Source organism: Acidithiobacillus sp. TH-A117, assembly GCF_057473465.1.
Genome location: NZ_JBYCKQ010000011.1, coordinates 76804 through 97664 on the forward strand (window position 1 = coordinate 76804; position 20861 = coordinate 97664).

Here is a 20861-nt window from a genome sequence, read left to right on the forward strand (position 1 = left end):
TCTATGAGCTATTACGAAAATCAATGGTGGCGCGGACGCTGGGCCAGTTGGCAGGATGCACGCGCAGGCCGTCAGGGACAGGCCAACGCCCGCTGGGGATGGATCAAGGCTCCGGGTGACCGGGGACCGATTCTCTGGATGCAGAGTTTCAGTACGGCCGACGAGCAGCGGCTGGGTGTGGAACTGGCCAGGGCCATTGCCGAAAAGCGTCGTGATTTGCGCATGGTTATGACCTTCGAGCAGGAATATTCACAGTTGCTGCAACAACATACCGAAGGCATCGAGCGTCTGGGTTATGGCTTTGGTCCCTGTGATCATCCCCAGGCGGTGGAGCGTACCCTCGATAAACTCAGTCCCCTGCGATATCTGGCATTGGGTCGTGTGCCGCGTAAGGTTTTGTCAGCAGCACTGGCAGACCGGAAAATCCCCAGCATTCTGATGGCTGCCGATCCGGGAAGCTCCCGGCCAACCCTACTTGAGGCCGTGTATCCCCGCGATTCGGCACAGGCGGAATTATGGCAGGGTAAGATCGCCGCACCGCTGCTGCAGGAGCCGGTGGATTTTGCCACCTTGTTTACCATCGCCCAGGTGGATCCCAATTTTCGCAGCATGGTCAGTGGTACCGAAGCAGGATTACTTTGGTGGGTCCAGGGCTTGAGCGGCACGCAATGGCAGGCCTGGCGACAAGCCTGGTCGGCATCGCCCCTGTCGCGCCAGGGTATTTTGTTTTTGGGTGGGCAGGAAATACCCCAAGACCTGCCGTTGCTATCGCGTTGGCAGCGCCAACCCCTGCCCGCAGGTTCGCTGCTGGCCGTCGATGAAGAACGCTGGTATCCCGCCCTGGCGGCAGCTGCTCAGGCCGTCCATCTGCAGGCCGCATCCGCATCCTTGCAATGGCAGGTTTATGCTGGTTCACGCCCGGTGAGTGTGCATCCGGGTGTGATCGTGAATGCCGCCAGCCATCTGGACGCCGGTGCAGTGGAAGTTCTGGATCAACCGGCACAAGTGTTGCCGCATTGGCAGGCGCTGTCCGCCGACGTGATGACAGCGCGGCAGCGCGGCGATGCGACTCGGCGAGTTTTCTGGCAGGAAAGGCGTTTGGCCGGGGAGCGTCTTCCCGAGTTTTTGCAGCGGGTTTTTGACTGGTGAGCCTGCGCCAGACCCTCGAAGCGCAATGGCAGGAGGGCGGCTGGCTCGCCACGAGTTTACGCCCCCTGGGTGCTCTGACTGGAAGCGTAGCGGCCTGGCGGCGGCGGCATGTTCGCGGGCGACCTGCAGTTATCCCGAGTATTGTGGTCGGTAATCTCAGTGTCGGCGGTAGTGGTAAGACCCCGCTGGTCGCTGCGCTGGCCAGCCTGTTGAATACAGCGGGCTGGCGGGTGGCCATCATCAGTCGCGGCTATGGGGCGCAGCCCCCCCATTGGCCCTATCGGGTGCAGGCGGGCGACTCAGCGCAGCAGGCTGGAGATGAGCCGCTATTACTGGCGCAGTTCCAGACGCAAGCAGATCAGGCCGTATTCATCTGTCCTGATCGTCACCAAGCCATTGCGGCAGCTGCCGCAGAGGGCTTTGATCTGGCCTTGCTGGATGATGGTTTCCAGCACCTTGCTCTGCGCCCGACCTTGCGTTTGCTGGTCATGTCCGGAGCTCAACCCCTGGGAAACGGCCACTGCCTGCCGGCGGGTCCGTTGCGCGAATCTCCTGCCGCCCTCGCGGAGGCCGATGCCTTGTTGCTGGATGCAGCGGCTGCGGCCAGTCTGGCGCCGGGCGAATCACCGCCGCATTTTCAATTTCAGGTGCGGCCCCGGGACTTGCAGGCGTTGGCCGATCCTCAACGCACCCGCAGTCTGGAGAGCCTGGCTGGCCAACACTGGACTGCGGTGACCGGTATTGCCCGTCCGCAACGCTTTGTCGATACTCTGCAGGCACTGGGGGCTGAGGTAGATGCCCGATTTTTTCCGGACCATCACGTTTTCCGCCGGGAGGATATTGCGCACTTGCCACGGCCACTCGTCATGACCGAAAAAGATGCCGTAAAATGTCGGGACTTTGCCCATGCGGATGACTGGGCATTGCGCATTGAAGCGCAATTGGCAACCGATTTTTTGCCCTGGCTGGAAAGGGCGCTTTCAACCTGGAGGGACCATGAGCATTGATCGTCGCTTGCTGGATTTGTTGGCCTGTCCCCAATGCAAAGGTGGCTTGCAACCCTGCGCGCAGCGGCAGGCACTGTGTTGTCCGCGCTGCCATCTGCAATATCCCATCCGCGATGACATTCCGGTGCTGTTGCTGGATGAAGCCAAACCCTACGCGGACAAGCCCGCATGAATTTTTGTGTGCTCATTCCGGCGCGCCTGGCCTCCACCCGTCTGCCCCGCAAGGTGCTGCTGGAAGTGGGCGGGTTACCCATGATTGAACAGGTACGCCGCCGCGCCGTGGAAAGCGGCGCATCCCGGGTTGTAGTGGCCGCTGACCATCCGGAGATTGTCGCCTGTATTGAGGATCATGGCGGAGAAGTCTTGCTGACCTCACCAGACCATGTCTGCGGGACGGAAAGACTCGCCGAAGCCGCTCGGTTACTGGACTTGCCTGCCGATGCGGTGATCGTCAACCTGCAGGGAGATGAACCCGGAATGCCCCCGGCCCTTTTGCAGGCTACTGCAAAATTGTTGCTGGAAAATGAGGCCTTGAAAATGGCGACGGCCGCTGTCCCCATCCATCATTGGGCGGAACTGGCAGACCCTCATGCCGTAAAGCTGATCTGTAACGATCAGGGTCATGCCCGGTATTTTTCCCGTGCTCCGATTCCCTGGCATCGCCAGTATTTCCCCATGCAGCCGCAGGACCCTTTGCCGGATGGCGGCCACTGGTGGCGTCATCTCGGACTTTATGCCTATCGTCACCAGTTTCTGCAGGATTATGCCCGCTGGCCAGCCAGTCCTCTGGAACAGATCGAATCGCTGGAGCAAATGCGCGCATTGGAGCGGGGCGTGCAAATTGCGGTATATTGCGCTGCGGAAGTGCCCCCGGCCGGCGTGGACACGCTGGCCGATCTGGAGCGGATACGTCGTCTTTTTCCCTGAACCATCAAGGAGTGATCTATGGACCTGAAAAAAATACCGGCAGGTAAATCCTTACCGGACGATATCAATGTGGTGATCGAAGTGCCCCAGGGTTCTTCCGTCAAATATGAGATGGACAAGGAAGCCGGTGCGGTATTTGTCGACCGTTTCCTGTTCACCGCCATGCATTATCCCCTCAACTACGGATTTATTCCCAACACCCTCTCCGATGATGGTGATCCCACCGATTGTCTGGTCTGGTCTCCCCAGCCGGTGGCTCCCGGTACGGTCATTCGTGCCCGTCCCGTCGGTGTCCTGATGATGGAAGATGAGCATGGAATTGATGCGAAAATCGTCGCCGTTCCCCACGACAAAGTCGCAGCAGGCTATGCCGAGATTCGCGATGTCGAGGATTTGCCGGAACACATCCGCCAGCAGATCCGCCACTTTTTTGAGCATTACAAGGATCTTGAGCCAGGTAAGTGGGTGAAGATGAAAGACTGGGCCAATCTCGCTGAAGCCCGCAAAATCATCGAAGCGGACGTCAAACGTCACGGCTAGGCTGCATCTGGACAGCATTCGGGGCTTGCCGCCCCGCAGCTGAGCAGGCAGACTGTGGGGGTGACTTGCACATGCAGGAGATCCCCATGTCTGCAGCACCATCGATACGGCAGCATTCTGAGCCCACCCATCTGAAGAAAGCCTCTCAGGCTGTTTTTCATCCCGACGAACCCCTCTGGCGTCGGGTTCCCAGTCGTGATGAAAACGGTCACCTGCTCGCCGACTTCCGCATGCTGTTCCCCGGATTACGGGATAAAAGCGGCCTGCGTCAGCAGCATACCTTGCGTATTATCAATGCCGTACTCAAACATTATGACAGCTGGGTGGTTTTCGCTGACCTGAACCTGCGTACCAATCTGCTCTGGGTGAGTATTCGCCCGCGCCCCGGGCTGACTCTGGAAATTCCTGCAGCCATCAAAACCCTGGTGCCCGAAGCCTTGTTGTTGGCGCCCTACTGGCGCTCTCCCTGAAGCTGGTCAATAAGAACGAACACCTGTGAGCTACTATTTAAAATTAGTCTATTTTTTAAAAAGAAAATATCTGTTGATATTCTAAATCAGCTTTGGTATAGTCATTTTGTAGTGAAGATGCGTAGTGCCTGACCTTAACCTGAATAGATAGAGGATGACTCAGATGACCATTCGTATTAATGATGTTGCTCCAGACTTTACCGTAGATTCCACCGCCGGAAAGCTCAATCTCCATGAATGGATTGGAGATAGCTATGCCATTCTCTTCTCCCACCCCCGCGATTTTACCCCGGTTTGCACAACGGAATTTGGTGCGGTAGCCCAGCTGGCTCCCGAATTTGCCAAGCGCAACACCAAGGTGATGGGCGTTTCTGTGGATACCGTGGAAGAACACAAAAAATGGAAGCGGGATATTGAAGCCTTCGCGGGTGCTCCGGCGGATTTCCCGATTATTGACGATACTTCCCTGCATGTTTCCAAGCTGTATGACATGTTGCCGGCCGATGCTTATCTTCCCGATAACCGGACTGCGGCCAATACGGCGACGGTGCGTTCCGTGTTCATTATCGGTCCCGACAAGAAAGTGCGTCTTACCATGTTGTACCCCATGTCTGTAGGCCGCAATTTCGCGGAAATTCTGCGTGCTCTGGATGCCATTCAGGCGACGGATGGCGTGCCGATTGCTACTCCCGCCAACTGGGTTCCCGGTCAGGATGTGATCGTCGCTCTGTCCCTGAATGATGATCAGGCCAAGGAAAAGTTTGGCAACATCGATATCAAACTGCCTTACTTGCGGATGGCCAAAGCCCCCAAAAAATAAGGAATTGATGGATCGTTGAGCCACGCCCGTCAGATCTGCAAAGACTGACGGGCGTGCTTTTTGGGGAGTATTCTGACAGCAGGGTCATGTCATTCAGTTTGGATTTGTCAGCAGAGGGAGGATTCCATCATGCGTGTTCATGTTTTACAGCATGTGCCTTTTGAAGGATTGGGGAGTATGGAAACCTGGTTACAGGATCGCAAGGCTCTGGTGACCTGGACGCGCTTTCATGCCGATGAGCGGTTACCAGAAGAAGCCTCAGCTTTTGATCTGCTCATTATTCTCGGCGGTCCCATGAGCATCCACGATGAAGCGGAACATCCCTGGTTGTCTGCAGAAAAGCGTTTCATTGCCGAAGCCATCCAGGCCGATCTGTCAATTCTCGGCATTTGTCTGGGTGCCCAACTGATTGCTCATGTCTGCGGGGCGCAAGTGTATCCGGCCAGGCAGAAAGAAATCGGCTGGTTTCCCGTGCAGGCAGAAATGACCGATGCAGATCATTTTCAGTTTCCCGGACAATTTCTGGCTTTTCATTGGCATGGGGAGACTTTTGACTTGCCTGTCGGAGCAACTCGGTTGGCCCGTAGTGCTGCCTGTGAAAATCAGGCCTTTCAGATCGGTAGTCAGGTGATCGGCTTGCAATTTCATCTGGAAAGTACGGCCACTAGCATTGCCGCCCTGATCCAGCATGCTGCCGACGAAATCATCCCGGATCAACCGGGTATTCAAAGCCCGGCAGAGATGCTGGAGGCAGCGGCTGACGCCTATGCAGATATCCATGCCCAGGTGCAGCGTGTGCTGGATTTTCTCAGTACTCAGGTACCACAGAAGGTCTTGTAAACCCCGAAGCTTTCGGGAGCGGGCTGGGCATAGCTTTCGAGGCCCGGGCGTTCATTGAAGGGCTCGGCAAGCACGTCCAGAAGCCGTTGAAAGGGTTCCAGGTCGCCCTGCTGGGTGGCGGCTTGCAGGGCCTCCTCGACTTTATGATTGCGTGGAATATATACAGGATTCACCTGATCCATGCGCGTGGCGCGCTCGGTGGCAGGCATGGGCTCCCTGGATAGTCTTTCCTGCCAGCGTTGCAGCCAGAGGTCAGCCGCAGCGGGTACATCTAACTGACTGCGCAGGGCCGCAGGATTGCCCAGAACGACTGCCGAGAGACTACGGAAAGCCCGGGTGAAATCCACCGAGTTTCCTTCCAGGGTCGTCAGCCATTGCTGGGCCAGTTCCTGATCCTGATCTTCCTCAGTAACCAATCCCAGTTTGGCGCGCATACCCTCTAACCAGTAAGTCGTATATTGCCGGGGAAACTGGTTGATGGCTTCGGTCAGCAGGGCAATGGCTGCTTCACTGTCAGTATCCACCAGTTCCACCAGGGTTTCGGCAAAGCGAGTCAGGTTCCATTGTGCAATCAGCGGTTGATTGCCGTAGGCGTAACGTCCCTGACTGTCAATGGAACTGAATACGGTGGCGGGATCATAACGGTCCATAAATGCGCAGGGACCATAATCGATGGTTTCCCCGGCAATGCTCATGTTATCCGTATTCATCACGCCATGGATGAAACCTGCCAGCATCCAGCGGGCCAGTAGTGCCGCCTGGCGCTCCGCTACCGCCTGAAAAAGTGCGAGATAGGGATTGGCGGCATGCTGAGCGTCTGGGTAGTGACGGGCAAGGGTATAGTCGGCCAGTTTGCGGACCTTGTCCCGATCATCGCGCAGGGCAAAAAACTGAAAAGTACCGACACGAATATGACTGGCGGCTACCCGGGTCAAAATGGCCCCAGGCTGGGGCATGTCGCGGTGAATGGTCTCCCCGGTACTGACCGCAGCCAGGGCGCGGGTGGTGGGGATACCGAGGGCATGCATGGCTTCTCCCAGCAGATATTCACGTAGCACGGGCCCGAGGGCTGCCTTGCCATCTCCTCCCCGGGAGAAGGGTGTACGTCCCGAACCCTTGAGCTGCAGGTCCCAGCGCTTTCCGTCGGGAGCCAGAATTTCGCCTAGCAGCAAGGCCCGACCATCCCCCAGTTGCGGAGACAGGTGACCGAATTGATGGCCCGCATAGGCCTGGGCCAGGGGCTCAGCGCCTTCGGGAAGGGTGTTGCCGGAAAAAATGGCCGCACCCCGCTCTGTCTCCAAGGCAGCAATATCCAGTCCCAGCGCTGTGGCCAGGGGATGATTGAGCTTTAATAAGCGGGGGGAGGGCACGGTTGCCGCTTGCCAGGGGGCGAAAAAGCCCTCCAGCTCGCGGACGTAGCTGTTATCAAAATGAAACCCGCAACTGTCCATACTTATTCTGCAGACACTGCTTCGGGGAGCTGCAGTTTGACTTCATCCTCTTCCAGGGTCGCCCTGATCCTTGTGCCTTTCGGCAGGTCCCCGAAAAGAATATGTTCCGCCAGGGGTTTCTTCAGGTGTTCCTGAATGACCCGGGCCATGGGCCGGGCGCCCATCTGCGGATCATAGCCCTTGTCAGCCAGCCACTGGCGGAGCTCCGGACTGATTTCGAGGCTGTAGCCCTTGCCGAGTAACTGTTCATCCAGTTCCATGATGAACTTGTCGACCACATGGAGGATGTTTTCCCGGGACAGGGCGCAGAAGGGCACCACGGCATCCAGACGATTGCGGAACTCCGGTGAGAACATCCGGCGGATGGTTTCCATTTCCTGACCGCCTTCCTTTTCGGCGGGCTTCATGAAGCCAATGCTGGCCTTGTTCCGGGATTCCGCACCGGCATTGGTGGTCATGATGAGGACAACGTGGCGGAAATCCACGGAACGCCCCCCGGCATCGGTGAGCTTGCCGTGATCCATGACCTGCAGCAGGACATTGAAAATATCCGGATGGGCCTTTTCGATTTCATCGAGGAGCAGCACCGAATGGGGATTACGGCTGACGGCCTCGGTCAGTTGCCCGGCCTGATCATGTCCTACATAGCCGGGAGGAGCGCCAATCAGGCGGGATACGGTGTGGCGTTCCATGTATTCGCTCATGTCAAAACGGAGCAGGGGAATCCCCAGCAAGCTGGCCAATTGCCGGCTGAGTTCGGTTTTACCGACACCGGTGGGCCCGGAAAACAGGAAAGTACCCACCGGCTTTTCATGATGGCGGAGTCCGGCCCGGGCCATTTTGATGGCGGAGGACAGTTCCTGAATGGCTTTTTCCTGACCATAAATCACCAGCCCCAGATCTCTTTCCAGGTTTTTTAGAGCCTGCCGGTCGTCCAGGGAGACATTTTTACCGGGAATCCGCGCCACCCGCGCTACCATTTCTTCAATATCATGAATACCGATACTTTTTTTCCGTTTGGAGGGCGGTAGCAGGGCCTGGGCTGCGCCCACTTCATCAATGAGATCAATGGCCTTGTCCGGCAGGTGGCGGTCATGAATGTGCTTAACCGAAAGTTCCACGGCCGCGCGCAGGGCGGTGTCGGTGTAGCGCAAATGGTGATGCTGTTCAAACTGGCTTTTCAGGCCGCGCAGAATCTGTAAGGATTCTTCCTGGGAAGGTTCTGGGACATCAATTTTCTGAAAGCGCCGGGTGAGGGCGCGGTCTTTCTCGAAATGCTGGCGGAACTCCTGGTAAGTGGTAGCACCGATACATTTGAGCTCACCAGAGGCCAGCGCCGGTTTGAGCAGATTGGAGGCATCCATGGCTCCCCCGGAAGCAGCTCCGGCACCAATCAGGGTATGGATTTCGTCGATGAAAAGAATGCTGCCCGGCTGCTTGCGCAGGGCTTTCAATACGGCCTTGAGGCGCTCCTCAAAGTCGCCACGATAGCGTGAACCAGCTATCAGGGCGCCGAGATCAAGGGCGTAAATGGTCACGTCTTCCAGCAACTCCGGAACTTTTCCGGCGACAATGGCGCGGGCGATACCCTCGACAATGGCGGTTTTGCCGACTCCGGGTTCGCCGACAAACAAAGGATTATTTTTGCGGCGCCGCGCCAGCACCTGCAAAGCCCGGATGACTTCATCCTGGCGCCCGATCAGCGGGTCAAGACGTCCGGCTCTGGCCATGGCATTCAGGTTGCGGGCATAGGCTTGCAGGGGATCCTTGCTGTTTCCCTTTTTTTCGGTGTTGCCTTCGATTTCCTCTTCTTCCTCGTCCATGGCTTCATCCTTGCGCAGGCCGTGCGCCAGATAGTTGACAACGTCCAATCGGGTCACATGTTCTTTCTGCAGGAAGTACACCGCATGAGACTCACGTTCAGCAAACATGGCGACAATGACATTGGCACCGGATACGGCTTCTTTGCCCGCAGACTGGACGTGATAGAGCGCGCGCTGAATGACGCGCTGAAAGCCAACCGAGGGTTGGGTGTTGACGGTCCCGGCGGGACCCATGGCGGGCACCTTGCGCTCGAGAAAGTTCTGCAATTCCATGGACAGATGGTCGGTGTTGCCGCCACAGGCCTGCAGAACCTCCTGCCCCTCCGGATTATCGAGCAGGGCCAGGAGCAAATGTTCTACCGATGCGTATTCATGTCCATACTGGCGGGCAATCTGAAATGCCTGATTGATGGATTTTTCCAGAGACTTGTCGATCATCGGTATTACTCCTTTTCCATGATACAGCGGAGCGGATGTTGGTGCTGTCGGGCATCTGCCGTTACCAGGGCGACCTTGGTTTCGGCCAGATCGTAAGGAAACACCCCGCAGAGCCCCTTACCTTGATGGTGCACAGACATCATGACTGCCACCGCTTCGGCGTGAGGCTTGTGAAAATAGGTTTCCAGAATATGAACCACATAATCCATGGGGGTGAAATCGTCGTTCATCAGCAACACCTTGTACATTCTGGGTTCTTCCGTTTTCGGTTCACGTTCCAGAATGGTACTGCGGCGGTGCTGCGTTTTACTCATTTTTCCTGGCTCCCTGATTGCTGTGTTGTTCCCATTGTGGCGTTTGCCCCGACTGCTGGCAAGGCGCAAGCAGCTGATGAAAGCGCCCGGACTCTTCAGCATATGGGGACATATCCAGACAAAAAAAGCGCCGGGCTGGGCCCGGCGCTGGATGGAGATGAATGGACTTACTTGGTGATGTCGATTTTAGCCTGGCTACGCAAGTTGGACACGAACTTGGCGGCTTCCTGCTGGGAAAGCTGCGCCTTGATGCGGTCTTGCATGGCACTGAGAGGCGGCGGTGTCAGCGCACGCGTCGCCTGCACCTCAATGATATGATAGCCGAACTGGGTCTGAACAGGGCCTACAGGCTTGTCAATGGGGGCTGTTTCAATGGCCTGGGCAAAGGGCGGTACCACCATGCCGGGAACAATCCAGCCGAGCTCGCCACCATGGGCAGCGCTGGCCTTGTCGATGGAATCTTTTTCCGCCAGCGTGGAAAATTTCTTGCCGGACTTGAGCTCGGCCAGAATTTTTTCGGCCTCGGGCTTGGTTTTCACCAGGATGTGGCGAACCTCATATTCTTTTTTACCCATGGCCGCGACAAATTTGTTGTAAGCCGCCTGGATGTCAGACTGAGGAACCGGATGCTCCTGCACATATTGGTCCACAGCCGCATCGGCGAGGATCTGGCGCTTGGCCATGGCCAGACGTTCCTTGACATCGGCAGACTGGTTCAGATTGTGTTTGGTGGCATACTGGGACAGCACTTCCATGTTGACCAGATTCTGCACGACCTGCTCGCGGGCATTGGGCTCTTTGGCCAGGGCCGGACTCATGGACATGATGGCCTGGACTTCACTATTGTCGATGGGGGTACCATTGACCGTAGCGACAGGAGCAGCAAAAGCAGGTATTGCAAAGGCGCTGACAGTGGCAGCAAGAATGACCGCGCGAAGTTTCATAAATATTCCTTCAGGTTAAGTGATGCTCCCCTATTATCCATAGTCACAGACAAAGGGGAAGTCTTAGGAGGAACTGCGTTGCAGTGGAATTTCTGTTTCCTGACGTTTTTCAGGGCCCAGAAGAAGCTCCACCAGGGTAAGAGCAAAATCCATAGCCGTACCGGGTCCACGAGAAGTAATCAGGGGACCATCGACGACTACGGCGGAAGTTTCGTAGTGATACTGGCGGCTGAGCGGATCCAACACGCCGGGATAGGCCGTCACATGCCGGTTGTCCAGCAGCTGCTGGCGGGCCAGGAGGCCCGGTGCAGCACAAAGAGCAGCAATCAGACCGCCCCGCCGGGTTCTTTGTTGCAGTGAGGCTAACAAGGGTGCATGCTTTTCCAGATTTTCCACACCCCCCATGCCCCCGGGCAAGAGAATCAAATCGTAATCTGTTTCGTGGATATGCTCCCAGATCTGATCCGGGAGCAGGGACAGCCCCCGCCCGCCGGTGACCGGCCCAGGAGCGAGGCCGACAAGCACCACCTGACAGCCAGCGCGGCGCAGAATATCGCTACAAATTACCACTTCCATGTCTTCAAAACCCGCAGCAACGGGGATGAGTACCTGCTTGACTGAAGACATTAGCGGATTACCCCGTGAGTGTCTGTGCAGAACATCTGCCACCGTTTCCATTGCAAAATTTCCGAAAACTTTGACCCATTTTTCACGAGATTTATCCCCGGCACTACTGACCCGCTGCCAAGGCCAGGGGAATGACTTCCTGGACATTATGGTCACGCACATCCACCGGAACCGCTTTGTTTTCGAGAATGCGCAATGCCTCACGCAATACTGTATCTTTTTCCAGATTCGGTTTGAGAATGCTGGACGCTGCCATGGCATCCTCTTGGCTTGCGGCGCTGCTGGTCTGGGCCGTGGCAAGAGCCGGTTTGGCAGGTGCTGTGCTGATAATGTATTGAGGTTTTACCTGGCTGCAGGCATCTGGAGCCGTGAGTACCCCTTTTAATTCGGATTCCTTGAGGAGGTCTTCATCCATCGCCCGTAATTGCGGATTGGCCGGCTGAATTTCCACATTGGGTACAATTCCCTGACTCTGAATGGAGCAGCCTGCAGGTGTGTAATAAAGGGCCGTCGTAAGTTTCAGTGCCCCGCCATTGCTCAGGGGAATGACGGTTTGCACGGAACCCTTGCCAAAACTACGTTGACCCATGATGAGGGCGCGATGATCGTCCTTGAGCGCGCCGGTCACAATTTCGGCGGCAGAGGCCGAGCCGCCGTTGATGAGCACGATCATGGGCGCGCCGTGCAGATAATCGGGACCATGGGCGCTAAAGCGCATATCACTGTCGGGGGTTCGGCCCTTGGTGTAGACAATCAGGCCCTTGTTCAGGAAGGTATCGGCGGTTTCGACACCGGCACCCAAGACGCCCCCCGGATTGTTGCGTAAATCCAGAATCAGACCCTTCAGATGCCCCTGGGCTTCCTTCTCGAGTTTTTCCACGGCCTTGCGGGTTTCCCGGCCGGTATTTTCCTGGAACTGACTGATGCGAATATAGCCATAGCCCGGTGCCAGCATGGCGGAACGGACACTTTGCACCTTGATGACGGCCCGGGTGAGAGTCAGATGGAGAGGCTGGTTCTGGTGCGGGCGCAGAATGGTCAGGGCCACCTGGGTGCCCGGTTTGCCCCGCATCATATCGACGGTTTTCTGCAGGCCAATGCCTTGCAGTGCCTTGCCATCGATTTTGATAATCAGATCGCCGGGTTCTATGCCGGCCTTGGCAGCCGGAGTACCATCAATGGGGGCTACGACCTTGAGCACCCCGTGATCTCCCGTGACTTCAATCCCGAGGCCCCCGAATTTGCCATCAGTGACTACCTGCATCTCCTTGAATTCCTTGGGTGTCAGGTATGCTGAGTGCGGATCCAGGGCACTGACCATACCGCTGATGGCACCGTCCATCAGTTTTTTGTCGGAAGTAGGGTCCACGTAATTGGATTTGACGATTTCAAATACCTGACTGAGGGTCTGGATTTGTTGCAGGGGGATCGGGCTCTGTTCCGTAGCAGCCAGAGCATTTCCCGCATAGGTACAACCCAGTACCAACAGGACGCTGAAACTGAGCCGGTGACCAGAGGGGCGGGATAAAATGCGGCGCAGCGGGATCATGATGATTGTCTCCAGAAAGCAGGCTGTCGATTTCCGAAACGGCGTGGCCAGGACGGAATCAATTGTGAATGTAGTCCAGGGGGTTGACGGGGTGGCCGGCATTGCGGATCTCGAAGTACAGCCCGTCATTGCCCAGCTCGCCGCCACTGCCTACCGTACCGACCTGATGCCCCGCCGCAATTTGTTCGCCGACGTGGGCATCGGTAGAACCCAGGTGCCCATAAATACTGAGCAAACTATGACCAATCTGGACGATCACAATCTGTCCGTAACCTCTGAGCGGCCCGGCATACAGTACCATGCCCGGGGCGATGGCACGAACCGGCGTGCCTTGTGCAGCCTGAAAAGTAATGCCCTGCCAGTCCAGTCCCCCGGTCACGCGCGGGCTCCCGTAGCGCGCGGTAATGGGGCCGTTGACGGGGGCTGGATAGCGGCCATGACCGATGATCGGGGTGCTCGGCGGACGCAGGCTCGCACTGGGGGCGGGGCTTGGTGCAGGGCTCGGTACCGGCGGAGTTGGCGGCACTGTGGGGACAGGAGCCGGTGCTTGTGGCACGGTACTGATCTGGGGCGGATGCACTACCGTGGTCGGAGGGGCGGCATTTTCTGCCGCCCGCTGGACCTGCTCGGCGCGCTTTTCTTCCTGGGCTTTTTGTGCGGCCGCGCGTTGTTCTGCCAAGCGCTCAGCCGCCAGTCGACGCTGCTCAGCAGCGCGTGCTGCGGCAGCTGCCCGGGCTCTGGCGGCAGCCGCCCGTGCTGCCGCTTCAGCAGCTGCCTTGCGCTGGGCCTCGGCAACCGCTTCCTGATGCCGGAACTGGACCACCAGCCGACTTACCAGGCCATTAAGTATGTTGGCATTGGCCTGTAACTCGGCAATTTTAGCCTTATCCCTGGCGATCCGGTCCGTCAGTTGATTTTCCAGAGTGGCATGTTGCTGGCGCTGCTGGTTCAGGGTGTTTTCCTGGGCTTGGATTTGTGCGGCGAGTTTGACCAGACCCGCTTCGCGCTGTTCTACCTGATGGCGGGTCTGAACAATTTGTGCCGCAGTGTTTTGAGTTTTAACAATGAGCGCAGCCCGTGCCTTGGCCAGAGAGGCATAAAAAACGCTCATTCGCCCCAGTTCTCCGGGTTTTTCGGTTTGCAGCCACACGGCGAGGGGGGTGCTGCCGCCAAGCATGTAAGCCCCTTGCAACTGCTTGCTCAAAATCGCTTTTTGCTGAATCAACTCATGTTGCAACGCGCTGATTTTTTGTTTCAAAGTATTCAGCTTGTCTTGGGTCTGCTGTTGTTGAGCCTGAATACCCGCCATTTTTTTGCGGGTTGCGGCAATTTTTTGATCCAGCGCCTTGATTTCCTGACGAAGCTCCGCCTGGGTCTTCTGTCCGGCGCTCAGATGGGCCTGAACCTGGCCCAGATTTTCATGCAGGTGTTCCAGCTTTTCACGGTTATTCTGGATTTTTTCCTGAAGTGAACTGGCCTCAGCTGCCACGGGGAGTAATCCCGTCATCACCAGCAGGGTCACCGAGTGAAGCAAAAGCCGCGAGGTCATTTAGAGGGTCTGCACCAGATTTTTTCCACCCATTTCCGGGGGGATAGGCAGGCCGATGAGTTGCAGCAGGGTGGGAGCAAGATCTTCCAGGGCACCGCCCGGGCGGATTTCGGCGGGGCGGCCGATGTAGAGGAGAGGCACCGGGTTGCAGGTATGGGAGGTATGCGCCTGGCCGCTTTCGGTATCCAGCATCTGCTCGACGTTACCGTGATCGGCAGTGATCAGTACTTCTCCTCCCACATGACGGACAGCGCTGACAATCCGGCCAAGGCTCTGATCGACAGCTTCCACAGCGGCAATGGCGGCGCTGAGCTTGCCACTGTGACCCACCATATCGGGGTTGGCGATATTGCAGATGATGGCGTCATATTGACGACTTTCCACCTGCTCCACCAAGGCATCGGTGAGGGCCTGAACACTCATCTCCGGTTGCAGGTCATAGGTGGTGACTTTGGGGGAAGGGATGAGGATGCGGTCTTCGCCGGGAAAAACAGTTTCATCACCCCCATTCATAAAGAAGGTGACATGGGCATATTTTTCCGTTTCGGCAATGCGCAACTGATGTAAACCATGTTTGGCCAGCCATTCTCCCAGAGTGTTTTTGAGGCGGGTCGGCGGGAAGGCGACGTGCACATCAAAATGCTCGCTATACTCGGTGAGGGTCACGAAGTCAGCCAGTTTGGGCGTGACCTGGCGGGGAAAACCATCAAAATCAGGCTCGATGAAGGGGCGGGTTATCTGCCGGGCACGGTCCGAACGAAAGTTCATGAACAGCACCGCATCATGATCCTGAATGCAGGCAGGCGCGCTGCCGATCGAAGAGGGGGAGACAAATTCATCACTTTCACCGCGCGCATAGGCGGCGGCCAGGGCCTCCTGACTGGTAGCGTAGGCTGTTCCGGTCCCTATGGTCAATAAATCATAGGCTTGCTGCACCCGATCCCAGCGATGATCGCGGTCCATGGCATAAAAACGACCGATCAGGGATGCCAGTTGGCCACCGTGGGCAGTGATCTGGGCATCGAGATTTTCCAGAGAGGCAGCGGCACAGCGTGGCAAGGTGTCCCGTCCATCCAGAAAGGCGTGTACATAGACGCGCTCTGCGCCCCGTTGCCGCGCCAGGCGCAGGGCAGCGAACAGATGTTCTTCATGGGAGTGTACCCCACCTGCCGAGAGTAGCCCCAATATGTGCACGGCTCCACCCTGAGCCTGGGCCGCATCTACTGCGGCACAGAGGGCGCTGTTCTTGTAAAAACTGCCATCCAGTATTCCCCGGTTGATGCGTTCATATTCCTGATAGACCACGCGCCCGGCACCGATATTGATATGCCCGACTTCGCTGTTGCCCATCTGACCACCCGGCAGGCCTACGGAGGCCCCGGAAGCATTGAGAAGTTGATGGGGATGACTACGCCACCACCCATCCCAGTTGGGGGTATGTGCCAGGGCAATGGCGTTGTTTTCCGGGTCTTCGCGATAGCCCCAGCCATCCAGAATCAACAGAAGTACGGGGCGCGGTGTATGAGCCATCAATGTTCTCTGTACAGGAAATGATTACTATCAAGGTATATTAAAACAGATTGGCCGGATTCTGTCATGGGGCCATCACCAGAGGCTGGAGGTGCCAGATTTCGGTATTGTATTCCCGGATGGTACGATCACTGGAAAACACACCGCTGGCGGCCGTATTCAGAATGCTCAGACGCTGCCATTCGCTTTGATCCCGCCACAGGGCCGCCGCTTCCTGTTGCTTGAGTTTATAACTGGTGAAATCGGCCAGTACCATCCAGGGATCATGGGGATTGTTCAAAGTATGAATGATGGGATCGAAAATGCCCGGTTCAAAGGCATTGAAAAAGCCACTATATAAAAGGTCCATCACTCTTTGCAGATCATGATCGGCCTGCAGATAAATTTCGGGCTGATAGTGGTGGCGTAATTGGCTGACTTCTTGAGCGTTCAGGCCGAAGAGGAAAAAATGTTCGGGGCCGACTGCTTCGCGAATTTCGATGTTGGCGCCATCCAGAGTCCCGATGGTCAGGGCACCGTTCATCATGAACTTCATGTTGCCGGTTCCGGAGGCTTCCTTGCCCGCCGTCGATATCTGCTCGGATAAATCCGTGGCCGCACAGATTTTTTCCATGAGGGAAACCCGGTAGTCGGGCAGAAAGCAGACCCGCAGACGATCGGCCGTATCCGTATCATGATTGACGACGTTGGCGATGTTGTTGATGAGCTTGATGATGCGCTTGGCCATGAAATAACCCGGCGCGGCTTTGCCTGCAAAAAGCACATTGCGGGGGGTGACCTCAGCGCTTTCTCCGCGTTTGATGCGGTCGTAAAGATGGATGACGTGGAGGGCATTCAGGAGTTGGCGCTTGTATTCGTGAATACGTTTGACCTGGGTGTCGACGATGGCGCCCGGAATGAATTGCACACCGGTATGTTCCTGCACCAGGCGGGCCAGGCGTTCCTTGTTGATTTGGCGAACGCTATCCCAGCGTTTGCGGAATGCCGGGTCTTCGGCAAAGGGAGCGAGCTTCTGCAGATGATCCAGATCGTTTTTCCATTCGGGACCAATGTGCTCGGTCAGCAGCTCCCGCAGGGCGGGATTGGCCCATTGCAACCAGCGGCGCGGGGTGACGCCATTGGTTTTGTTGTTGAACTTTTTGGGCCAGAGGCGATGAAAATCGGCAAACAATTCCTCACAGAGTAACTCAGTGTGCAGTGCAGCAACGCCGTTGATGGAGAAGCTGCCGACCACAGCCAGGTGCGCCATGCGTACCATCTGTTCGCCGCCTTCTTCAATGATGGACAGGCGCTGCAGCAGGGCGGTATCGCCGGGTGCCTTGCGGGCGACTTCCTGGAGGAAACGGCCGTTGATCTCAAAAATGATTTCCAGCAGGCGCGGCAGCAGCAATCGAAACAGGCGTACCGGCCAGCGCTCCAGGGCTTCGGGAAGGAGGGTATGGTTGGTATAGGCCATGGTATGGCTGGTGATGTTCCAGGCGCTGTCCCAGTCCAGACCATGTTCGTCCATCAGCAGGCGCATCAGTTCCGGTACCGCACAACTCGGGTGAGTGTCGTTGAGCTGAAAGCAATGGTGTTTGGCGAAGTGATGGAAATCCTCACCGTGGATGGCGACCCAGTCGGCAACTACATCCTGAAGACTGGCAGAGGCCAGGAAGTACTGCTGACGCAGGCGCAGTTCCTTACCGTTCTCGCTGCTGTCATTGGGGTAAAGCACCATGCTGATATGCTCGGCATTATTTTTGGCCGCGACTGCTTCAGGATAGGCCCCTGCATTGAATTCGCCGAGATCGAAAATGTCGGTGGAAGCCGCGCGCCACAGACGCAGGGTATTGACGACCTCATTGCGATAACCGGGGATGGGAATGTCATAGGGAACGGCAAGTACATCGTGGGTATCGACCCAGCGATGCTGTAATTTGCCCCGGGCGTCGGTATAGACATCGCTGCGCCCGAAAAAATGAATATGCCGCACCCGTTCCGGGCGTTTCAGTTCCCAGGGATAACCATTTTTCAGCCAGTGATCAGGTTCTTCCACCTGTTCGCCGCCCCGGACTTCCTGACGGAACATGCCGTAACTGTAGCGAATGCCGTAGCCGGTGACGGGCAGGCCGAGGGAAGCACAACTGTCCAGAAAGCAGGCCGCCAGTCGGCCGAGGCCGCCATTGCCGAGGCCGGCATCTGGTTCCGCCTCAATGATGTCCGTGAGGGTGCGATGTTCCTGTGCAATGGCCTTCTCGGCCGCTTCTTCCAGGCCAAGGTTGAGCAGGGTGTTACCCATGGTACGACCGAGCAGAAATTCCAGGGACAGGTAAAAGGTACGCTTGCCTTTTTCTTCAGTTACTTTTTTTTGTGTTTTTTTCCAGCGCTCTACCAAGCGGTCACGCAAACTCATGGAAAGCGCTGTGTAGATAGTGTTTTTTGAGGCGTGTTCCTCTTCGGCGCCCAGGGTGTGTAAAAGGTAGTGGCGGGTATCAGAACACAGGCTGGTTTCGTCCATTCCGAGAGGGGGTAATTCACAGGCATTTTTGCGGGAACGTCTGGCAGGCATGGTGAGGCTCCTCTTAAAGACGACGGTGAGTGCTTTCATCATAGAATAATATTATGGGCAAAGGAAAGAGATTATTATTTCTTGATTTTTTCAGTAAAAACGGTGTGTTTTGGGATGACTGCCGGGTCGTGCGTGTCAGCGGCCGAGGAGCGGTGATAAACTCGGAACCCGGGTACCGGCACGGTTGTGAGGGTGCTCATGAACGGAACATGATGGAGGAGTTATGGCGAAATCACTGGCGGATTTTATACGTCATGCGCGGAGTCAGATTCGCGAAATTGACGTGGACACTCTGGAAGACTGGTTACGGACCCGGGATGATATTGTCCTTGTGGATGTGCGCGAGGCTCACGCTTTTATCGAGGGACATCTGCCCGAGGCTATTCATGTCCCCCGGGGTTATCTGGAGGCATTGGCGGACCCGGACTACGGTCATTGTCATCCGGTGCTTTCCCAGGCCCGGGATCAGGTGGTGGTGTTGTACTGTGACAGCGGAACGCGCTCGGCGCTATCTGCTGTCACTCTGCAGGAAATGGGCTTTAACGAGGTTTACAATCTAGGCGGAGGGATAAACGTCTGGGATGCGGAAGACAAGCCCATCGTGACCTGAAAGCGCCTGATCAATCGAGTTTGCTGCCGAAATTTTCCTGATAGCGCGCCTGAAATTCTGTCCAGGTAAAGCGATGATTCTGGGTGCCGGCTGTTTCGATTTTGTAGGCGCCCATCAGGGAGGCAATTTTCCCGCAGGTTTCCCAGTCCCGTCCGCGCTCCAGGCCATACAGCAATCCGGCCCGATAGGCATCACCACAGCCCGTCGGGTCGATGACCGCCTTGGGTTTGGCGGCCGGAATCTGGATTTCCTGGCCATCATGGTAAATCACGGAACCCTGATCACCCTTGGTCACAATCAAGGCTTTCAGGCGCTGTTTCAGTTCATCCGGCTTGAGACCGGTGCGCGCCTGCACCATCTGATACTCGTAGTCGTTGACGGTCAGGTAATCGGCGAGGTCGATCAGCCGGGTCAGGGTTTGGGCATCAAAAAGGGGTAGGCCCTGACCGGGATCAAAGAGGGTAGGGATCCCGGCGCGGGTGAGATCTTCCAGATGCTGGATCATGGCGCCCAAGCCATCGGGAGAGACAATGGCCCAATGAGTGTCAGCGGGGATATGACCTTCCAGATGATTTTCCTGGGCCATGAACATGGCTCCGGGATGAAAGGCGGTGATCTGGTTGTCATCCAGATCGGTGGTGATGAAGGCCTGGGCGGTATAATGATCCGGGAGAATACGAATCAGGCTGGTGTCCAGGCCTTGTTTTTTAAGGTGCTCCAGGTAGGGCGTGAAGTCCTGTCCGGCGGTGCCCGCAATGATGGGATTGCCGCCCAGGAGTTTGAGGTTGTAGGCAATGTTCCCCGCGCAACCGCCAAAGTCTCGACGCATCTCGGGTACCGTAAAGGACACATTCAGCATGTGTACCTGTTCCGGGAGGATGTGGGCCTTGAAACGATCCTGAAACACCATGATGGTATCAAAGGCCAGTGATCCGCAGATCAATGTGGACATGACAACTCCTTGTTGGATTTTTATCAAATTGCTGGGTTAGATGTGGTATTTTTGCTGAAAACAGACTATTATCATAACAGGTTTTTGAGAATTGTGTTGTTCTGTCCGAGGTGGGGCTGGTCATGATCAGGGTTCTGGGTACTTTGCTGGCGCTTGCGATGCTGGCTCTTGCCGTTCCGGCAGGAGCTGCGGAACCGGCTGCCCATGACCAGACCTATGTGAACCTGTTTGGCGGGAATACGTTTTTCAGCAGTGCCAGCGGTCTTGCTCAGCATGACAGCGGTCCAGTGCTGGGCTTGCGCCTGGGGCAGCGTCTGGATGGACATCTGGGTGTGGAGGCGCAAGTGGCTGCCGCCTTTGCCCATTTACAGAATATTGCTCCACATTCCGGGACTACCGACGCGAATCAGTTCAGTGGCGCGCTGCTGGGCAATGTCTATGCTTTCAATAGCCCCAACACCCCCTATCTCTCTCTGGGTCTCGGGGCTTCCAGCAACCTGTTCAATCAGGATCTGGGGCGCGGGACCTCGCTGATGGGGGTTTTCGGTCTGGGGTATCAATATTCTTTGAGTGATCACATTGGCCTGCGTCTGGATGTCCAGGATCAGCTTCTGTTCGATAGCCCGACGCCTAACGCTGCCAATCTTAATAATATCCAGGTCACGGGCGGCATTTCCTATTTTTGGGGTGGCAGCAAAAAAGCGCCTTTCCCGGTCATAGGCCCCTCCCGACCCTGAGCTTGAGTCGTTTTTGTCTGTGGAGTGAGTGTC

The 20861-nt window shown here is 56.6% G+C and carries 20 protein-coding genes; 10 read left to right on the top strand and 10 right to left on the bottom strand.

The genetic code is table 11. The features are described 5' to 3' along the window. Positions 1-3 precede the first annotated feature (3 nt). The 8 genes from AC2VLR_RS02230 to AC2VLR_RS02265 all read left to right on the top strand — a co-directional run bounded on the left by AC2VLR_RS02230 (position 4) and on the right by AC2VLR_RS02265 (position 5753). Positions 4-1149, top strand: coding sequence for a hypothetical protein (locus AC2VLR_RS02230; protein WP_486880671.1), 1146 nt, complete (start codon positions 4-6; stop codon positions 1147-1149). Then, the gene (lpxK, locus tag AC2VLR_RS02235) at positions 1146-2156 is read left to right on the top strand and encodes a tetraacyldisaccharide 4'-kinase (protein WP_486880672.1); all 1011 of its coding nucleotides are present in this window, start codon (positions 1146-1148) and stop codon (positions 2154-2156) included. The genes AC2VLR_RS02230 and lpxK overlap by 4 nt, the downstream gene beginning before the upstream one ends. Further along, complete coding sequence (locus tag AC2VLR_RS02240) at positions 2146-2328, top strand: Trm112 family protein (RefSeq protein WP_486880673.1); 183 nt, start codon at positions 2146-2148, stop codon at positions 2326-2328. Before lpxK ends, AC2VLR_RS02240 begins: the two co-directional genes overlap by 11 nt. Continuing rightward, entirely contained in the window at positions 2325-3083 is a 759-nt protein-coding gene (gene kdsB / locus AC2VLR_RS02245; protein WP_486880674.1) for a 3-deoxy-manno-octulosonate cytidylyltransferase, read from the top strand. The genes AC2VLR_RS02240 and kdsB overlap by 4 nt, the downstream gene beginning before the upstream one ends. Positions 3084-3101: 18 nt before the next feature. Beyond that, positions 3102-3623 carry an inorganic diphosphatase gene (gene ppa, locus AC2VLR_RS02250; protein WP_486880675.1) on the top strand — a complete coding sequence of 174 codons (522 nt, stop codon included), beginning with the start codon at positions 3102-3104 and terminating at the stop codon, positions 3621-3623. A gap of 86 nt (positions 3624-3709) precedes the next feature. Next, positions 3710-4093, top strand: a complete 384-nt coding sequence (locus tag AC2VLR_RS02255; protein WP_486880676.1) for a hypothetical protein — start codon at positions 3710-3712, stop codon at positions 4091-4093. A 163-nt stretch (positions 4094-4256) separates the two neighbouring features. Next, positions 4257-4913 carry a peroxiredoxin gene (locus AC2VLR_RS02260; protein ID WP_215843147.1) on the top strand — a complete coding sequence of 219 codons (657 nt, stop codon included), beginning with the start codon at positions 4257-4259 and terminating at the stop codon, positions 4911-4913. A 129-nt stretch (positions 4914-5042) separates the two neighbouring features. Then, on the top strand, positions 5043-5753 hold the full coding sequence (locus AC2VLR_RS02265) for a type 1 glutamine amidotransferase (protein WP_486880677.1): 711 nt from the start codon (positions 5043-5045) through the stop codon (positions 5751-5753). On the opposite strand, the gene AC2VLR_RS02270 is transcribed toward AC2VLR_RS02265, so the two are convergent. From AC2VLR_RS02270 to AC2VLR_RS02310, 9 genes are all read right to left on the bottom strand, one after another. Then, positions 5729-7204 carry a protein adenylyltransferase SelO gene (locus AC2VLR_RS02270; RefSeq protein ID WP_486880678.1) on the bottom strand — a complete coding sequence of 492 codons (1476 nt, stop codon included), beginning with the start codon at positions 7202-7204 and terminating at the stop codon, positions 5729-5731. The genes AC2VLR_RS02265 and AC2VLR_RS02270 overlap by 25 nt on opposite strands. Before the next feature lie 2 nt (positions 7205-7206). After that, a complete protein-coding gene (clpA, locus tag AC2VLR_RS02275) occupies positions 7207-9465 on the bottom strand; it encodes an ATP-dependent Clp protease ATP-binding subunit ClpA (RefSeq protein WP_486880679.1) in 2259 nt (752 codons plus the stop codon). A gap of 5 nt (positions 9466-9470) precedes the next feature. Continuing rightward, positions 9471-9779, bottom strand: a complete 309-nt coding sequence (clpS, locus tag AC2VLR_RS02280) for an ATP-dependent Clp protease adapter ClpS (RefSeq protein ID WP_486880680.1) — start codon at positions 9777-9779, stop codon at positions 9471-9473. Positions 9780-9946: 167 nt separating this feature from the next. Then, the gene (locus AC2VLR_RS02285) at positions 9947-10723 is read right to left on the bottom strand and encodes a peptidylprolyl isomerase (protein ID WP_486880681.1); all 777 of its coding nucleotides are present in this window, start codon (positions 10721-10723) and stop codon (positions 9947-9949) included. A gap of 63 nt (positions 10724-10786) precedes the next feature. Beyond that, complete coding sequence (locus AC2VLR_RS02290) at positions 10787-11350, bottom strand: DJ-1 family glyoxalase III (protein WP_486880682.1); 564 nt, start codon at positions 11348-11350, stop codon at positions 10787-10789. 103 nt (positions 11351-11453) lie between these two features. After that, positions 11454-12899 (bottom strand): S41 family peptidase, encoded by a 1446-nt coding sequence (locus AC2VLR_RS02295; protein WP_486880683.1) that lies wholly within the window; start codon positions 12897-12899, stop codon positions 11454-11456. A gap of 58 nt (positions 12900-12957) precedes the next feature. Then, complete coding sequence (locus AC2VLR_RS02300; RefSeq protein WP_486880684.1) at positions 12958-14448, bottom strand: murein hydrolase activator EnvC family protein; 1491 nt, start codon at positions 14446-14448, stop codon at positions 12958-12960. Next, positions 14449-15978, bottom strand: a complete 1530-nt coding sequence (gpmI, locus tag AC2VLR_RS02305) for a 2,3-bisphosphoglycerate-independent phosphoglycerate mutase (protein WP_486880685.1) — start codon at positions 15976-15978, stop codon at positions 14449-14451. A gap of 64 nt (positions 15979-16042) precedes the next feature. Next, positions 16043-18529, bottom strand: a complete 2487-nt coding sequence (locus tag AC2VLR_RS02310; RefSeq protein ID WP_486880686.1) for a glycogen/starch/alpha-glucan phosphorylase — start codon at positions 18527-18529, stop codon at positions 16043-16045. 223 nt (positions 18530-18752) lie between these two features. Between AC2VLR_RS02310 and AC2VLR_RS02315 the strand changes: the two genes are divergently transcribed. After that, a complete protein-coding gene (locus tag AC2VLR_RS02315) occupies positions 18753-19139 on the top strand; it encodes a rhodanese-like domain-containing protein (RefSeq protein WP_215843136.1) in 387 nt (128 codons plus the stop codon). A 10-nt stretch (positions 19140-19149) separates the two neighbouring features. Here AC2VLR_RS02315 and AC2VLR_RS02320 read toward each other — a convergent pair whose 3' ends face one another. After that, positions 19150-20091 carry a carbohydrate kinase family protein gene (locus AC2VLR_RS02320; protein ID WP_486880687.1) on the bottom strand — a complete coding sequence of 314 codons (942 nt, stop codon included), beginning with the start codon at positions 20089-20091 and terminating at the stop codon, positions 19150-19152. Positions 20092-20213: 122 nt separating this feature from the next. Between AC2VLR_RS02320 and AC2VLR_RS02325 the strand changes: the two genes are divergently transcribed. Beyond that, positions 20214-20828, top strand: coding sequence for an outer membrane beta-barrel protein (locus AC2VLR_RS02325; protein ID WP_486880688.1), 615 nt, complete (start codon positions 20214-20216; stop codon positions 20826-20828). The last annotated feature ends 33 nt before the right edge of the window (positions 20829-20861 follow it).

Bases quoted from the DNA above. Each gene is read 5' to 3' on its own strand.
- AC2VLR_RS02310 (WP_486880686.1), bottom strand. From the start codon at position 18,529: ATGCCTGCCAGACGTTCCCGCAAAAATGCCTGTGAATTACCCCCTCTC.
- AC2VLR_RS02285 (WP_486880681.1), bottom strand. From the start codon at position 10,723: ATGAAACTTCGCGCGGTCATTCTTGCTGCCACTGTCAGCGCCTTTGCA.
- ppa (WP_486880675.1), top strand. From the start codon at position 3,102: ATGGACCTGAAAAAAATACCGGCAGGTAAATCCTTACCGGACGATATC.
- AC2VLR_RS02320 (WP_486880687.1), bottom strand. From the start codon at position 20,091: ATGTCCACATTGATCTGCGGATCACTGGCCTTTGATACCATCATGGTG.
- AC2VLR_RS02255 (WP_486880676.1), top strand. From the start codon at position 3,710: ATGTCTGCAGCACCATCGATACGGCAGCATTCTGAGCCCACCCATCTG.
- gpmI (WP_486880685.1), bottom strand. From the start codon at position 15,978: ATGGCTCATACACCGCGCCCCGTACTTCTGTTGATTCTGGATGGCTGG.
- AC2VLR_RS02315 (WP_215843136.1), top strand. From the start codon at position 18,753: ATGGCGAAATCACTGGCGGATTTTATACGTCATGCGCGGAGTCAGATT.
- clpS (WP_486880680.1), bottom strand. From the start codon at position 9,779: ATGAGTAAAACGCAGCACCGCCGCAGTACCATTCTGGAACGTGAACCG.
- AC2VLR_RS02300 (WP_486880684.1), bottom strand. From the start codon at position 14,448: ATGACCTCGCGGCTTTTGCTTCACTCGGTGACCCTGCTGGTGATGACG.
- AC2VLR_RS02295 (WP_486880683.1), bottom strand. From the start codon at position 12,899: ATGATCCCGCTGCGCCGCATTTTATCCCGCCCCTCTGGTCACCGGCTC.
- clpA (WP_486880679.1), bottom strand. From the start codon at position 9,465: ATGATCGACAAGTCTCTGGAAAAATCCATCAATCAGGCATTTCAGATT.
- AC2VLR_RS02290 (WP_486880682.1), bottom strand. From the start codon at position 11,350: ATGTCTTCAGTCAAGCAGGTACTCATCCCCGTTGCTGCGGGTTTTGAA.
- AC2VLR_RS02240 (WP_486880673.1), top strand. From the start codon at position 2,146: ATGAGCATTGATCGTCGCTTGCTGGATTTGTTGGCCTGTCCCCAATGC.
- AC2VLR_RS02265 (WP_486880677.1), top strand. From the start codon at position 5,043: ATGCGTGTTCATGTTTTACAGCATGTGCCTTTTGAAGGATTGGGGAGT.
- AC2VLR_RS02230 (WP_486880671.1), top strand. From the start codon at position 4: ATGAGCTATTACGAAAATCAATGGTGGCGCGGACGCTGGGCCAGTTGG.
- kdsB (WP_486880674.1), top strand. From the start codon at position 2,325: ATGAATTTTTGTGTGCTCATTCCGGCGCGCCTGGCCTCCACCCGTCTG.
- AC2VLR_RS02325 (WP_486880688.1), top strand. From the start codon at position 20,214: ATGATCAGGGTTCTGGGTACTTTGCTGGCGCTTGCGATGCTGGCTCTT.
- AC2VLR_RS02260 (WP_215843147.1), top strand. From the start codon at position 4,257: ATGACCATTCGTATTAATGATGTTGCTCCAGACTTTACCGTAGATTCC.
- AC2VLR_RS02270 (WP_486880678.1), bottom strand. From the start codon at position 7,204: ATGGACAGTTGCGGGTTTCATTTTGATAACAGCTACGTCCGCGAGCTG.